The 15,798-nt window shown below is 39.4% G+C and carries 10 protein-coding genes; 2 read left to right on the top strand and 8 right to left on the bottom strand.

All coding sequences use genetic code 11. The features are described 5' to 3' along the window. Positions 1 to 56 precede the first annotated feature (56 nt). Both B9A52_RS06910 and B9A52_RS06905 read left to right on the top strand, forming a co-directional pair. Complete coding sequence (locus tag B9A52_RS06910; protein WP_084119610.1) at positions 57 to 2,003, top strand: DUF294 nucleotidyltransferase-like domain-containing protein; 1,947 nt, start codon at positions 57 to 59, stop codon at positions 2,001 to 2,003. After that, positions 1,948 to 2,679: a 3'-5' exonuclease gene (locus B9A52_RS06905; protein WP_231955516.1), complete on the top strand. Its 732-nt coding sequence runs from the start codon at positions 1,948 to 1,950 to the stop codon at positions 2,677 to 2,679. Before B9A52_RS06910 ends, B9A52_RS06905 begins: the two co-directional genes overlap by 56 nt. 35 nt (positions 2,680 to 2,714) lie before the next feature. Here B9A52_RS06905 and B9A52_RS06900 read toward each other — a convergent pair whose 3' ends face one another. From B9A52_RS06900 to B9A52_RS06865, 8 genes are all read right to left on the bottom strand, one after another. Continuing rightward, positions 2,715 to 3,755, bottom strand: a complete 1,041-nt coding sequence (locus B9A52_RS06900) for an adenylate/guanylate cyclase domain-containing protein (protein WP_084119609.1) — start codon at positions 3,753 to 3,755, stop codon at positions 2,715 to 2,717. Positions 3,756 to 3,782: 27 nt separating this feature from the next. Next, positions 3,783 to 4,157 carry a response regulator gene (locus tag B9A52_RS06895; protein WP_084119608.1) on the bottom strand — a complete coding sequence of 125 codons (375 nt, stop codon included), beginning with the start codon at positions 4,155 to 4,157 and terminating at the stop codon, positions 3,783 to 3,785. Then, positions 4,135 to 5,223: a sensor histidine kinase gene (locus B9A52_RS06890; RefSeq protein WP_172805178.1), complete on the bottom strand. Its 1,089-nt coding sequence runs from the start codon at positions 5,221 to 5,223 to the stop codon at positions 4,135 to 4,137. Before B9A52_RS06890 ends, B9A52_RS06895 begins: the two co-directional genes overlap by 23 nt. 352 nt (positions 5,224 to 5,575) lie before the next feature. Then, positions 5,576 to 6,952 (bottom strand): sensor histidine kinase, encoded by a 1,377-nt coding sequence (locus B9A52_RS06885; RefSeq protein WP_084119606.1) that lies wholly within the window; start codon positions 6,950 to 6,952, stop codon positions 5,576 to 5,578. 30 nt (positions 6,953 to 6,982) lie between these two features. Next, the gene (locus B9A52_RS06880) at positions 6,983 to 8,764 is read right to left on the bottom strand and encodes a cyclic nucleotide-binding and patatin-like phospholipase domain-containing protein (protein ID WP_172805177.1); all 1,782 of its coding nucleotides are present in this window, start codon (positions 8,762 to 8,764) and stop codon (positions 6,983 to 6,985) included. A 385-nt stretch (positions 8,765 to 9,149) separates the two neighbouring features. After that, on the bottom strand, positions 9,150 to 9,545 hold the full coding sequence (locus tag B9A52_RS06875; protein ID WP_084119604.1) for a response regulator: 396 nt from the start codon (positions 9,543 to 9,545) through the stop codon (positions 9,150 to 9,152). A gap of 388 nt (positions 9,546 to 9,933) precedes the next feature. Then, on the bottom strand, positions 9,934 to 12,147 hold the full coding sequence (locus tag B9A52_RS06870) for a tetratricopeptide repeat-containing sensor histidine kinase (RefSeq protein ID WP_084119603.1): 2,214 nt from the start codon (positions 12,145 to 12,147) through the stop codon (positions 9,934 to 9,936). 299 nt (positions 12,148 to 12,446) lie between these two features. Further along, positions 12,447 to 15,677, bottom strand: coding sequence for a S41 family peptidase (locus B9A52_RS06865; protein WP_084119602.1), 3,231 nt, complete (start codon positions 15,675 to 15,677; stop codon positions 12,447 to 12,449). Positions 15,678 to 15,798 lie beyond the last annotated feature (121 nt).

The following is a 15,798-nucleotide window of genomic DNA, read 5'->3' as shown; positions in this document are numbered from 1 at the left end:
CCTTCAATCACTTTTTTGGATAAATTGCTCTTCCAAGAATATTCCCCGAAAAAATCATGTCCAATGTCATCGTCAACAGAGTCAAAGAATTTCTGAAGGGATACCCACCTTTTTCCTTTCTCAGTGATACCACCCTGGAATTGGTGGCAAAAGGAGTAGAAGTGCGGTATTTTACAAGTGGAGAGGTATTGTTTGAGCAGGGTGAACCTGCTCAAAACTACTTTTTTGTGCTGAAGGAAGGCTCTGTTGAATTGACAGAAAACAAAGATGGGGTAGCCAAAGTAGTGGAGGTATGTGATGAAGGAGATGTTTTTGGGGTATTGGCCTTGTTGGGGAAAAGACCCTATATATTAAATGCAAAGACTAGGGAAGAGTCTCTTATTTATGCAATTCCCGTTGCCATTTTTGAAAAAATCTTGTTAGAAAACAGTAGGGTCAGCCTATATTTTGCGGCTGGATTTGCCTCAGGACAAGTTGTGGTCCGGTCGGACCTTTCCCAGTCACAAAAGGCCCGGACAGCATTTTCTGAAATCTCCAAGGACAATGGCCTCTTGATATTTACCGGTCAATCTGACCTGAATTATTCCCATGAAGTTTTGACCTGTCAAACAGGGGAAACAGTGGCCAAAGCTGCAAAAAGTATGTCCGAAAAAGGAGTGGGGTCAATCGTCGTGGTCAATCAAAAGAAACACCCGGTGGGAATCATCACCGATAAAGACCTTCGAAATAGGCTTGTGGCTGAAAGGAAAAGTTATGATACTTTGGTTGATGATCTGATGACGAGTCCCGTGATGACCAAGAGCAAGGAAGCGGATTTTTCCAGTCTCTACCTGACCATGATCAAAAACCGCTTGCATCATTTGATATTTACTGAGGATGGTTCACCAAACAGTCCCGTTACCGGGATATTGTCGGACCATGATATTCTATTATCCCAGGGAAATAGCCCCGCTGTTCTGATCAATGCTTTGATGAATACCTGGGATATAAAAGAAATGGCAAAAATACGTGACAGGGCAGAACGCTTGTTGAAATACTATCTTGAAAATGAGCTTGCCATGGATTTTGTGGCCAATATCATCTCAGAAATCAATGATATTATCATTCAAAGAGCCGTTCAGATTGCAAAAAATAAATATGATACGGATCATCCCAAGGAAGCAAATGTCAGGTTTTGTTTTCTTTCTTTGGGCAGTGAGGGAAGAGAGGAGCAAATGCTCCGTACTGACTTGGACAATGCGCTTGTTTTTGAAGATATACCGGATTCAGAATCGGAGGGGACAAAGGCTTATATGATGCTGATTGCGCAGGAAGTGATTGAGATATTGCTTGCCTGTGGATTTCAATCTTGTCCTGCCGAAATGATGGCAAACAATCCCAAATGGTGTCAGCCACTTTCACAATGGAAAAAATATTTCAGTGATTGGATTCTCAGCCCCAATCAGGAAGCTTTGATGCATGCGGCCATATTCTTTGATTTTAGGCCGATTATCGGTCACAAAGTATTGGCAGAAGAAATGATACAGCATATCTATAAAGAAATCGCAGGCAAAACTATTTTTTTGAATTTCCTTGCCAAAAATGCCTTGCTAAATCCTCCGCCTTTGGGTTTTTTCAGAAATTTTATCGTAGAAAAATCGGGAGAGCACAGAGATAAATTTGATATCAAATTGAGGGCCATGATGCCTTTGGCGGATATAGCCAGGTTATTGGTTTTGAGTCATAGGGTAGTTGGAATAAATAATACATTCAAGCGCTTCGAAAAACTATCTGAATTGGAACCTCATTATAAGGACTTGTTTCTTGAAGCAGGCAAGGCTTATGAAATTCTGATGCGTATGCGGGCGATAGAAGGATTACGCTCCGAAAATTCCGGAAGGTATATTATTCCGGAATCCTTGGGTAAACTGCAAAGGCAATTGTTGAAAAACACATTTGCGCCGATAGATGAACTACAGAAAATCCTCAGGGTTAGGTTTCAGTTGGACTATTTTGGAAGCTGATATGGGATGGTTTGATTTTTTAAAAAAGAATAAGGTATCCAAAACCAGTTTTGTGGAGGAATATGAACAGCTATTCGAGAAAAAAATTCCAGCCATCAGATCGGTAGATCAATTGACCTTTATAGTCTTGGATACCGAAACTACAGGATTGAACCCCAAAAAAGATTATATTCTGTCCTTTGGGGCTATCAAAATCAAAGGATATAAAATGAAAGTCAATTCAGCATGGGAAATCTACCTTGATTCGCCTTTGCACAATAAAGAGTCCATCCAAATACATGAAATCCTATATCATGATCAAGCTTTTCCACTAAAGGAATTCGCCAAAGATTTTTTAACCTATATAGGTTCTGATATTATTGTGGGCCATCATATCGGATTTGATATAGCTATGTTGGAAAAAGCCCTAATGTCTTTTGGTCTGAAAAAGTTAAAAAATCCTGTTTTGGATACATTAGCACTCAGTATGCGTTTGGAAAAAGGGCCACATTATGATCCTGCTTTGGGCAGTCCCGGTGAATATGCTTTGGATAATCTTTGTGAAAGATATGGAATACCTCTTGATGACAGACATACCGCAGCCGGAGATGCTTTTTTAACAGCGCAGTTGTTTATGAGATTATTGAAAATAGCCGAACAAAAAGGAATCAAGAATTTCGGAAGCTTGATAAAGTGATTTTTTGCAAAGGATTTATTTGAAATTGGTCAAAATCAGGACATAACCTCGTAAGCCATCATGGGGATTTTTTTGTTTTTCATTTCCAACAATCCCACCAGTTCACAAGTAAACAAATCTTTGATTTTGGTGTAACAAGTCTCAGGAATAAAAATCTGTCCGGCCTGAGCCGCAGACTGAAGTCTCGCAGCAGTATTGACCGTATCGCCGATAACAGTATAATCCAATCTTCTCAAAGTAGAAGATCCAATATTCCCTGAAATCATTTCACCGGAATTGATGCCAATAGAGACGTTCGGAGTAAAGTTCATTTTACCTTCGATTTGAGGTTTATTGGAGATTTCCTGTTTGATATGGAGGCAGGCTTTTACCGCTCTTTCCAAATGATTTTCACCCTTGAAAACTGCCAAAATCGCATCACCCATAAATTTGTCCACAATGCCATTTTCTTCTATAATCGCCCTTGCCATGATGTCAAAGTATTCATTGAGAAGTGTCACCACATCATCAGGGGATTGGGTTTCACTGATTGCGGTAAATCCGCAGATATCTATAAAAGCTACAGTCCCGACAATGGTTTCGTTGTCAAAAAGTGAGGCGCCTATTTCTCGGCTTCCCATAAAATTCAGCACGGTCTCATCCACATACATTTTAAGGATGTTATTTTCTTTCATGGCTTTTAAGGTTTCCTTAATCATCCCCACATGCTTGACAGTTCTATCTATTGTAATCTCCAGGTCAGAGAAATTTACCGGTTTAGTGACGAAATCAAAGGCTCCGCGGTTCATTGCGGTTCTGATATTATCCATATCCCCATAAGCAGATACAATCACAGATTTTAACAAAGCATTTTTTTCATTCAGGCGTGAAAGGAGGGTAAGTCCGTCCATTTCTGGCATATTGATATCACTGAGTACAACATCCACGTCATGATGTAGCTCCAATTGTTCCAGTGCATGTCTGCCGTTGATTGCAAAAATAAATTCATACTCATTTTGCCTTATTTTTTGTCGGAATTTCTGCTTTATCAGCACCTCCAAATCGGCTTCATCATCTACCACAAGTATCTTCGCCATAACTTTAAAAATTTGTTTTTACTCTTTTTATTTTATTAGTTCCTTGATTTCCTTCTTTAAGGAATCAAAGTCTATCGGTTTTGTAAAGAACTCTTTTGCGCCGGAGTTAATGGCTTTTTTATAATTTTCACTGTCTCCGTAAGCAGATATCATACTCACATTGATCTGCGGGAATTTTTTCTTGACCTTTTCGAGCAATTCAAGTCCGGTCATGCCGGGCATATTGATATCGGAAAAGACATACACAACTTTGGGCGGATCTGATTCTTCCAGAATTCTCAAGGCCTCTGCACCCGAAAAAGCAAAAACCAATTCCAGATTTTCGTTTCTCATTTCCTTTCGGAATTTTTGCCGAAATAGCATTTCGACATCTTTTTCATCATCTACTATAAGTATTTTCATTTTGATCTTTTTTTATTTCTTTGGGCAATAAAATACTAAACTTGGTGAATTCACCTTCTTTTGAACTAATTTCCAAAATACCCTGATGTGCTTTGACTATATCATGAGTGATACTTAAACCCAATCCGGTACCTTCATTTCCTTTTTTGGTTGTGAAAAAAGGCGTTAAAAGCTTGTCCCTGTTTTCCTCCGCGATACCCGGACCATTGTCTTCAACTTCAATTAGTATTTTATCATCTGAATCTTTTGTCCTTACTGTCAATTTGGGCAAATAGCCATTTTGATTTTCTTTGGTCTTGTCCCGCATCGCGTCAAACGCATTTTTGCAGAGATTAAGGATTACCCTGCTGAAATCCTCAGGGTTGATATTGGCAGTTGTAAGATTTTCATCGAGCTGAAGCTGAATATCTACATTGATGGGATTTTTATTTGCCCTCATGCCATGAAAGGCCAAATTGACATATTCTTTTATAAGTCCATTCAGGTCTGTGGGTTCCATGATTCCTTTTCCACCTCTCGAATGCATCAGCATGGATTTTACAATACCGTCCGCCCTGGATCCATGTTGCAAGGTTTTTTGAAGGTTATATTTTATATCTTCCAACAATGCCCTCATCTCTGCTGTGATTTCACTTTGCTCCAACTTATCAAGTTCTAAAAAAATCTCTTCAACATATTCAAGACTGAGCTCGGAAAAATTATTGACAAAATTCAATGGATTTTTGATTTCATGGGCGATGCCGGCTGTAAGCTGACCCAAACTGGCCAGTTTTTCCTGCTGTACCAATTGTGCCTGAGTGGCTTTAAGTTCATTATAGGCTTCTTGGATTTCTTTGGCGTGAATCAGCTCTTTTTCCCGGTTTTCAGCATATACTTTTGACAAAAGCCGGCTTCTTTGATATCTATCTACCAAAAACATCAAAAACCCAAAAATTAAAAGGTAAAAAAGATAAGCCCACCAAGAGGTATACCAATTGCCTGTTTTAAGGTTTTCCCCATCAATGTCCGAAAAATTGGAAGTAGTAATAAAACCCATGATTCCTCCAATATTATGATTCAAACTCATGGCTTGAAAATGGACTTTGTCAATTTTTGAGGTATAGTTTGAAATTAGCTGTAAATCAATTTCTACCTTGGATTGGGCAAATGCATGATTTTGCACCAATAGTGGTGTGAGAAAAGCAAATAAAAAAAAGCAAAACCTTTGTATCAAAATTATCTTAGGATTGGTGGTTTTTGTCATCTTTAAACCAAAGTCTAATTTTTATGTAAAATACACAATTGCATGGAAATTCAATTACTTCAAGGTTTCAATCCATCAATTTGGTACAATTCTTTATTGATAATTGGAATCTACTAGCTAAGGAGTCCCAAAATACCAGAAAATTCTAAATAAAAACCTAAATTTCAAATATCCTTCAAACTGGGAGTTTTACGATGAAAACCGTTCCTTTGCCTTTTCCTCCAACACCTCCTGGGTAGGGAGATTCAACTTTTAGTTCACCCCCATGGGCTTTAACGATATCATAACTTAACGACAAACCTAAGCCCGTTCCCTGTCCGGTAGGTTTGGTGGTGAAGAAAGGCTGGAATATTTTGTCTTTTACTTGTTTTGGGATTCCGGGGCCGTTATCGGCAACTTTTATTATGATTTCATTACCCTTTTCATTGGTCGAAGTGCTTACTGTAACGGAAGGTTTGTATTCCTCAGAAATGTCGGTCTTTTTCCGAAATTCGTTGACAGCATAAAAGGCATTATTGATCAGATTTAGCAATACTCTTCCAATATCCTGAGGTACGACATTGATTTTTGGCAGGTCGGTTTGCAGGTCGGTTTTAAAGTCAGCGTTGAAAGATTTGTCTTTTGCCCTCAGCCCATGATAGGAAAGACGGAGATACTCATCTGCCAATACATTGATATCCGTAGAGGTTTTTTCTCCCAGGCTTGTACGGCTATGTTGCAACATCCCCTTGACAATGTTGTCCGCACGACTACCATGGTGATGAATTTTTTCCAGGTTTTGTTTGATATCTATGGCAATTGCCTTTACTTCTGCAAGGTCACCTTTCTCTATTTCCTGATTCATTTCATCGATCAATTCCTGACTAACCTCCGAAAAATTATTGACAAAATTCAAAGGGTTTTGGATTTCATGGGCAATCCCCGCAGTCAGTTCACCCAAAGATGCCATTTTTTCCGATTGGATCAATTGTGATTGAGCAGCTTTGAGGTCTACCAGAGCTTTTTCCAGTTCCTCTTTTTGTTTGACCAATTCTGCAGTCCTTTCTGCAACATCTATCTCTAATTGGGCTTTGATACTTTGGGTGATCTGAAATTCCTTTTCTCTTTCCAAAGCTTTGACTTTTTCAGCCAAAAGTGCTTTTTTCTGTTTCCTGTAGGTGATATACATCGCTACCAACCAGATAAAAGCAAAAAATGAAGCTACATCAAATACCTTGTCCCAGGTCTCGAACAATTCTGGCATGGCGAGTTCAAAAACATCTCTGATTAAGGATACAGCAATTAAAGGCAGTGCGGCATAGACCAATGACTTTGTTCCGGAAAATTCGGGATGGGTGAAAATATTGTAAACAATATATGATATCAGAAAAATGCTGAAGAATTTGAGAATCAAATCATTCACGAGACCAGAACCTGCCAAAAGTGCCAAAATAATTACGATGATAAGCCCGTAATTAATGGGTTTCTTCCATTTCTCTGGGATTTCTTTTGTTTTCAACTGCCTCCGCAGATAAAACAAGAAAATAAATGCGATCACATTTTCGAAATCCATAATCCTATTCTTTTTCTTTTGATGTAAATATTAAGAATTTTTGATCCAGAATTTCTCCTCCACGGGAAGTTCTTCAAGATAGGATCTGGTTTGATCATGACCTTTTTTGACAACTCTTTTCCAATTGGCGTCATTCAACAGGCTTACTGCCCTTAGGTTGATTTCAAAATAAAGAGATACTTTCGATTTGTTTATTTCCTCACGTTGCCGTGGGTTGAAGGTCATGGAGTTTAACATGACTGTCGTAGCAACCGGATTATCGTACCGTGTTTTCTTTTTAAATTTTCCTTTGATTTGATCCCATACAGAAGGAAGATGATTCAAATCAATTTTTTCCGGTTCCGAACCCGTAAGGGAAACAGCAATAATATGTTTTATTGGATACCGGTACATTGGATCTATCGGGATATTTTCAGATAATCCCCCATCTACATACACCTGATCTTCGACCACAACAGGAGGGAAGATCCCCGGAGAAGAGAAACTTTCCTGAATCTGTTGCCAAACCAATCCGGTATTATGGATTTTGACTTCATTGTTTGTCATATCAGTAGAGACACAATATGAAGTGATCCAAAGGTCTTCCAAATTTGTTTCTCCGAAAATTTTGTGTGAAAATTCACCGATTTTTTGACCACTGTTTTTGGAAAGAAAGGTTAGGAAAAAGTCATTTATTCCAAATTCTTCGGAAGTTGATTCCTCACATATATGGTTGATTTTATCAAAATCAAAATCTGCAAACGTCATCCCGATTCCATAAAGTGCCCCGGCACTTGAACCTCCAACAAAATCAAATTCTACACCTGAGTTTAAAAGTGCCTTCACTGCGCCTGTATGGGCATAACCCTTTGCTCCGCTACCTCCAAGTACCAGTCCTACCGCCTGATTGGTGATTATCCTGCAAAGTCTCCTCATGTCCGTGATGTTGTTTTTCCTTGCATGAATGTGCAAATTGATATTCCTGTTTTTGAACCAGCGGGAAGTATTTTCAGGGACAGGACTATCTTCGGGGTGCAATAGCAACAGGTATTTTTTTCTATTTAAAATATTATTCTCATAAAGCTTATGATCCTTTTCTAAATCGTATAGATTGGCCTCTGCATTAAAATCCGATGCCAAAATGATCAGATCAGCATATAACAGGCATTGTTTCGTCCATTCTGAATCTTGACCGCTACATACCAGAAGGTTAACCCCCTTATGGGATTCCAAAAGTTCCAAGACAGTAGCGGAACTATCACTTTTCTTTGAAGACCGATCGAGGACCTGTGGCTGCAAAAAAAGAGAATCCAGGTTATTTTTAATTTCATTAATCCATGGGCCAAGATCATAATCTTCCTGAAGCTGAATAAAAACAATATTCTTTGGAGCTGCTTCAACTTTTTGTTCCAGCACATTTCTGCGCATTCTGTTGATCACAAACTTTGTCAATGCGGAAGCGAACTGGGGATTTTTGGCCACAACGGCATGGAATTCTGATTTACTGATTTTCAATACCAATGATTTTCTGATAGCCAGCACAGCAGCCATTCTTGGTTCATCTGTAAAAAGTGCCAATTCGCCAACAGGTTCACCTTCGGCTATATCACCTAAAATTGTAACACCATTCTTATCCTCATTGATTGCCCTTAGTCTGCCTGATAAAACAACATAAAGATCATTTTCGGCATCTCCCTGTCTGAACAAATACTGGCCTGTGTCAAGCTCTGTTTTTTTTCCTCCTTCAAAAATCTGCTTTAGGCTACTTTCTTCCATCTCCCCAAAAAGATTGCTCAGGAGCTCTCGATAATGATCATCAAATTTATTTTTCATTTCCATCGACTTTATTTTTTTTAATTTATATGGATTTTTTCTAAAAAAGTAAATTTATAGGAAAAACTCTTTCACATGTAGTGTGTTTTCTCTGTTTTCCCTTATTTATCGAGGATTGGTTCATTTATTTATACTAAACTGATATCAGTTTATACTTTTTCAATAGCTTCTAAATTGATTCATTCCCAAGGTTTTCATGTTTTTAGGAAAAGGCAAAACCTGGGTTTGGTCATTTCGCTGTTCAGCATAAGGGATACAAGGGACAATCATGAAGTTCTAAGAAATTAATTCAAAAAATTCAAAGCCCGGAAGAACATTTCAATGATTTATGAAAAAAATGCCCGGACTTATTGGTTTTATATCAATTTAGTCCGGTCATTAAATTTTATTCCTGTTTCGGTTCCTTCTCCTCGATAATCTTATTCAATTCCACTTTCAGGTTTTCAAAATTGATCGGCTTGACAAAAAACTCCTTTGCTCCCAACTCGATTGCCTTTTCATAATTTTCGGCGTCACCATACGCTGAGATCATGCTTACAGGAATCTGAGGGAATTTTGCCTTTAACTTATCCAACAATTCAAGCCCTGTCATTCCAGGCATATTGATGTCCGAAAAAATATACATCACCTCTTTTGATTCGCTTTTTTCCATGATTTCAAGCGCCTCGTTACCGGAAAAAGCAAACTTCAGCTCAATGGAACCATTTCTGATTTCTTTTCTGAGTTTTTGTTGAAACAATAACTCTACATCCTTTTCGTCATCAACTACTAAAAATTTCATTTCTCTTATTCTTTATGTGATTTTAAAATTTCATTCTCCAAACTATAGTTTCTAATTTTGACATTACCAAAACAACAAACTCTACCCTAATTTTAAATACCTGTTTTTGTTAGTTGTGGTATTATTTCTGGATTACAATTTAGCAATTTTCGTTGACATTTTTTAAAGTCAATCAATCGTGCAGATGTTTTTTTAAAATTTTTAGAAGAAAGTTCACCGAAGGCGTCAGGGGAAATAAAAAACTTTGGGTTTACAGCCTATTCCTTGCAATTTGACATGGGCTATATCATTAAATACAATTCAATCAGAATTACTGTTAAAACTTCATAAAAAAATGTGTTGAATTCATATTGCAACAAAAGTAACCTGAAAATAAAACTGATTATGATTAGCTCAAGTCTCCTTGAGCAGGTAATTCAATCACAAAAGTAGTTCCTTTCCCGACCTCTGAAATCACTTTAATCTCCCCACCATTTGCCTTAATAATGTCGTAGCTCAAACTCAGCCCTAATCCGGTACCCTCTCCCGTCGGCTTGGTAGTAAAGAAGGGCTGAAAAATTTTATCTTTAATCTTATCGGGAATTCCGGGACCATTGTCAGAAATAGAGATTCTTACACTTTTCCCACCTTGTGGCTTGGAATAGTAGGAAGTTGAAAGGGTTAAAGTAGGAATATAATCTTCCTTATTTTCCAAATTTTTTAATGGCTTTTTATTTAGAACATAAAATGCATTGTTGATAATATTTAAAAACACTCTCCCGAAATCCTGTCGGACTATTTCTATTTTTGGAAGTTTAGGGTCGAAATCTGTAATCAATTTAATTTCAGTATCCTTGTTTTTAGCTTTGAAGCTTTGGTATGTAAGATTCAAATATTCTTTTGCCAGGTTGTTCAGATCAGTAGCTTCCTTTTGGCCGTGTCGGATCTTGCTATGTTCCAACATTCCTTGGACTATGGCATCTGCGCGCTGTCCATGGTGCGTTACTTTTTCAAGGTTAATTCGGATGTCTCTTAAAAGTTCATCTTCCAATTTATCATCTTCTGTTCTTGAATTTCCAGAAGATTGATCAAGAGCCTGCTGACGGCTTCTCAGTTCCTGTATCTCCAAAATCATATCATAACTTACTTCTGAAAAGTTATTCACAAAATTCAGCGGATTCTTTATTTCATGAGCAATCCCGGCTGTTAGTTCACCTAGGGAAGCCATCTTTTCTGAATGGATCAGTTGGGCTTGGGTGGATTTCAATTGATCCAATGCCAATTCCACCTTTTCTCTTTGGGCATGGATTTCTTCTTTTTGGACTTGAAGCAGGTGATTGGCTTTTTTCTTGCTCAGGTTGTTGCGGAAAAGCGAAATACTGATAAAAAGAAACATCACCAAACCTCCAAAAGCAGCAAAAATCACAATTCGCTGATTGGAAACAGCCGCATTTTTCAACTCTGTATCTTTTTGAAGCAGTTCTATTTCGGCTTCTTTTTGGCTCAGTTCAAACTCAAACTGAAGCTGTCGGATCATCTCATCCGTACTGGATTTTGCTATTTCTTCTTTTACAGCTTTGGCATTGATCTCATTTTCATAGGCAGTCCTATAATCACCAGCCAATGCAAATAATTCAGATAAGCCCTCATAGGCATCCTTTAGCTCATTTTTGGCATCGATCTCTAAGGCAAGAACTCTTGCCCTTTCCAATGTTCTGATAGCCTGTTGGGAATCCCCTTGTCTTTTTTGGGTTTTTGCAAAGCCTATAAGACTTTGGGTAAGATCAAATTTAGCATCCAGTTTTTCAGAAATACCCAATGCCCTTCTATGATAGTTATTTGCAGTTTCGAATTCTCCCAAAATACCATATATCTCCCCCAATTGGGTAAGTGGAAAAGGTGCATCAATAGTCCCATCACAAATTTCCAAGGCTACTTGATGGTATTGTATGGCAGAATCGTATTTAAATTCCAAAAAATAGATTTCTCCGATATTCATGGCCACAGTGGAGATCCCAGCTTCATAATCTATTTGCTCGAAAACATCCAAAGCCTTTTTATAGGAATCCAAAGCATCATCAAGCGTACTTTCAGATTTTTGATAAACTGTACCGATATTGTTATATGAAGTTCCAATCCTTAATTTATTATCGATTTCCTGAGAAATTTTGAGGGATTGAAAATGATATTCCAAGGCCTTGCTACTGTTTCCCATTCTGTAATAAATGGATCCCAGATTGCTTAGGATATTGGCTTCCCCGGCTTTGTCATTAAGATTTTGATATTCAGTTAAAGATTGTCTGTTTATAAAAATAGCATCCTGGAAATTGCCCTGATTGGCCAAAGCCCTTCCTTGTAAATTATATGCATCTGCCAGCCCTTTTTTATAATCGATTTTAAGGGCTATAAGAATCGCATCATCAAGGTAATGGATCGCTTGACTGATGTCTGAACTCAAAAATTCCTGACCCAAATCCAAATAGGCCCTAACCTTCAAACTATCGTCCGCCGAGGAGTTGATTACTGTCAATAGACTATCTGCTCTCGGTGTTTGGGAAAAGCTTTTTTCAGAAATAAAAATGAATGACAAAGCAAAAACCAGAACGATCCTAATGGGCATCATTTGACAGTTAACTAATTTAAGTGATCTACTATCAGCAACGCTTACTTCACTTATTTTGTCCAAAGTTTTTGTTTTTTTAATTTAAACAGGGAAATATAATCATCAAAACCGGATAAATTTTGCAAGTCATTAATTTTACTTAATTCATTTTTACTTTGTTCCCAACCACCTCAAAATGCATTATTGATCAAATTTAACAAATCGAGCTAAAATCCTCTTTACCTACCCTGATACTTTCAGTTATTTGTCTTTAAACTAGCTTCTTCCACGTTTTATATGTAGCTCAAGTTTCATTTCTCTCATCTCGCCCTCTTAGGATAAGGTGGGGTCTGCATTTTGATTTTGGGTTTAGCTTCCAGCTGTTCAAGGATCAGTTCAATGGCTTTCTCCAATTGGGGATCTTTGCCTTGGATCACCTCGGCAGGCCACTGCTCGACTTCAATATCCGGGGCTACTCCCTCATTTTCGATCACAAAACCTCTCTCATCATAAAAAGCCAGGTTAGGGGCAGTTACACTTCCCCCATCTATGAATTCAGGAAATCCGAGCACGCCTACCAAGCCGCCCCAGGTGGTTTTCCCGATGATGGTTCCCAGCCCTTCCTGCCTGAAAAGATAGGGAAGGTAATCTCCGCCGGAACCTGCAGTTTCGTCTATAAGCATGATCTTTGGTCCCTGTATGGAGGCATTTGGTGCTTTTTGGTCCTTCCCATAGCGGTAATTCCAATAGGACTGAACCGGCCTTTTTAAAATATCAATATAGTAATCAGCCAGCTGTCCACCTCCATTGAATCTTTCATCGATTATGATAGCGTCTTTGTCTGCTTGGGGGAAAAAGTAGCGCTTAAAATATTCGTGACCAAGGGTTGTGGTATTGGGCACATAGACATAAGCCACCCGTCCGTCGGTCGCTTTATGGACTTTTGCCATGTTTCCTTCCACCCAGTCCCTGTTTCTCAATGCCATCTCGGAAGCTAAAGGCGTAACAGTGACTTTACGGGAACCCGCCAATTGAGGAGTGGATGAAATCGTCAGGACCGTGAGCTTGTCAGCAGTATTTTCAAAAAAGCTGTAGAAATTATCTGTAGCTGTGACTGCTTTTCCATTGACTTCGAGGATATAATCACCCTCTTTGACATCTATCCCCGGTTCGGTAAGCGGAGAGCGCAGTTCAGGAGTCCAGTTCAGACCGCCATAGATTTTTTTGATCCTATATCGGTTATTGGCTATTTCATAATCTGCCCCCAATAAGCCCCCTTTTACAGTTTTGGAGGAATAAAAGCTATCTCCCCGACTACTGAAGCGATGATGCCCGACAGCCAATTCACTGAACATCCATTCCATGACCCGGTACAGGTCAGATTTCGTAGCCATGTCAGGTAGGAAAACTTTGTACTTTGTTTTCATGGCTTCCCAATCTGCCCCGTGCATCCCCGGATCATAGAAATAGTCCCGGTTCACCCGCCATGCTTCTTCAAATATATTAGGCCATTCCTGTAGAGGATCAATTTTGACTTCTATTTGATCCAAATTGATCAGGTTATCGGCATCCGGCTTTTTGCCGGTATCTGTAATACCCCATTTCCCCTTACTTTGGTAGAGCATTTTTTCTCCTTGGGATGCGATGATAAAATTATCAGCAGGCATAATGGGTTCTTCTTCCCTTTTTTCCAGGTCATAGTGGTGCAGCATGCTTTTCCCATTATCCTGGGATTGGGAAAGGTAATACAGCTTACCTTCTTTGGGAACCTGCAGCTGACTGTATTTGCCTGTAGGAATGGGAATATTCAAAATCCTGTTTTGCAGTCCATCAAAGTCAATCCTGACCGGTTTTACTTCTTTATCTTCTGTTGTTTCTTTTTTCTCCTCTTTTTCAATATCATTCTCTTTGGCCAATGGCGATTTGACCTCTTTTTGGAGCGTGACCAAATACACCGTATTGCTCAGCTTCATATCTTGATTGGAAAGATCAAACCAATTGACTACCGGTCCGGCATCAGTAGAAGCCAGGAGATAAAGGTATTTGCCACTTGGATCAAAAACAGGGTTGGTGACATTGGAAAGTCCATCAGAAATAGGGAAGGATTTGTTCTCTTTGACCGAATAAACATAGGCCCGTTCAAAGTTTGTGGGAGTTAGAACGGTATAAGCTACCCAAGCCCCATCGGCAGACCAACTGCCGAACAATTCCCGGAATACCCCGGGAACATAAACCGCATCTGAGGCAATCTTGGTTGATTTGCCACTATTGATATCTACCACAAAGAGGCTTCGGCTATTGTCCACCAAACAAATGTGCTTGCTGTCAGGAGACCAATGCAGGTAAGCATAAAATCCTGCCCCATTCAGAGCAATGCTTTTTACTTCTCCCTGACCGTTTTGGTTTTGAATGTGCAGAGCATACTCTCCTGAGGCATCAGATATAAATGCCACCTGTTTGCCATCGGGAGACCAAGATGGGAATTTCTCATGGGCTCCGGGGGTTTGCGTCAGGTTCATTGGGTCTCCTTTTTTAGCGGGTACCGTAATGATTTCGCCTCTGAAATCCACTACTATACGGGCGCCTGAAGGAGAGATATGTGCAGATCTGACATAATTACTGCCCGAAACAAACCTGGGCCGGTGTTCCAATAGGTCGGTTGCAATTCCGATTTTAAGTTGCCTTGGTGCATTTTGGTTGGCCGATAGGATGTGCAGGTAACCTGCTTGTTCGAAAATGATCTCGGAATCAGAGGATCCAATATTTGCAACATGGAAATCCTTAAAATCAGTATGTTTCTGGATATTTTTTGATTTGGGGTCAAAACTGAACAGGTTGAACTCCCCATCGCGGTCGCTTCTAAAAAACACTTTTCCGTCCATCCAAACCGGTTGGGTGTCATTGCTGCCGGTGTTTGGCTTTGGAATTTCAGTCACTGAATGGTCTTCCACATCATAAAGCCAGATCCGGCTCATCGTGCCCCCACGGTAATTTTTCCATTGTCCAAAGCGATCCGATAGGGGTGTATAGGCTAAGTATTTCCCGTCAGGGCTGTAGGCTGCCCAAAAGGCGTTGGGCACCGGAAGGGCAGTTTCTTTACCGGTTTCAATGTCAACGGTGTAGAGTTTGTTATATCGATTGGTAAACACCTCCCGCTGAGAGGCAAAAAGAACCGATTTGCCATCAGGGGTAAAAGCCCTTACCAAGTCCGGATAGGGATGCCAGGTAAGCCGTTTAGGAATCCCCCCTTGGGAAGAAACCACAAATACATCCAGATTGCCGTCATAATGTGCATTGAACGCTATCATACTGCCATCCGGAGAAAATACAGGGTTGGAAACCATCCCCTGCTCGGCAGTCAGTCTTCGGGGGTTTGATCCATCCTTCTCTGCGATCCAAAGATCCGAAGCATAAACAAATGCAATCTGATCTTTACTGATGGCCGGTTCCGAAAGTAGCCGGGTATTGGTATGGTCTATGGCCAGCAAAGAATGCAGAGAAATAAGCTGAAAAATCACTAAAACGAACAATTGGCGGTAAATTACTTTCATTTCTTTGTGTTTTTAGGGTCTGATTTCCAATTTACAAAATAATGCGTGAAAAAATTAAATGGAATGTTTTAAAGAATAAGAATCAGTTTGTCTATTTCTAGGATCCTTTTGACTCAAAAAA

The sequence above is a fragment of the Aquiflexum balticum DSM 16537 genome (assembly GCF_900176595.1).
GTDB classification, from domain to species: domain Bacteria; phylum Bacteroidota; class Bacteroidia; order Cytophagales; family Cyclobacteriaceae; genus Aquiflexum; species Aquiflexum balticum.
Note: the sequence above shows the minus strand (reverse complement) of the source record. Positions and strands in the feature narration are given on the sequence as shown.

Excerpts from the sequence above, each read along its gene's own strand:
- B9A52_RS06865 (WP_084119602.1), bottom strand. The coding sequence starts at position 15,677 with ATGAAAGTAATTTACCGCCAATTGTTCGTTTTAGTGATTTTTCAGCTT.
- B9A52_RS06885 (WP_084119606.1), bottom strand. The coding sequence starts at position 6,952 with ATGGATTTCGAAAATGTGATCGCATTTATTTTCTTGTTTTATCTGCGG.
- B9A52_RS06900 (WP_084119609.1), bottom strand. The coding sequence starts at position 3,755 with ATGGCGAAGATACTTGTGGTAGATGATGAAGCCGATTTGGAGGTGCTG.
- B9A52_RS06875 (WP_084119604.1), bottom strand. The coding sequence starts at position 9,545 with ATGAAATTTTTAGTAGTTGATGACGAAAAGGATGTAGAGTTATTGTTT.
- B9A52_RS06870 (WP_084119603.1), bottom strand. The coding sequence starts at position 12,147 with ATGATGCCCATTAGGATCGTTCTGGTTTTTGCTTTGTCATTCATTTTT.
- B9A52_RS06895 (WP_084119608.1), bottom strand. The coding sequence starts at position 4,157 with ATGAAAATACTTATAGTAGATGATGAAAAAGATGTCGAAATGCTATTT.
- B9A52_RS06910 (WP_084119610.1), top strand. The coding sequence starts at position 57 with ATGTCCAATGTCATCGTCAACAGAGTCAAAGAATTTCTGAAGGGATAC.
- B9A52_RS06890 (WP_172805178.1), bottom strand. The coding sequence starts at position 5,223 with ATGAGTTTGAATCATAATATTGGAGGAATCATGGGTTTTATTACTACT.
- B9A52_RS06905 (WP_231955516.1), top strand. The coding sequence starts at position 1,948 with ATGAACTACAGAAAATCCTCAGGGTTAGGTTTCAGTTGGACTATTTTG.
- B9A52_RS06880 (WP_172805177.1), bottom strand. The coding sequence starts at position 8,764 with ATGAAAAATAAATTTGATGATCATTATCGAGAGCTCCTGAGCAATCTT.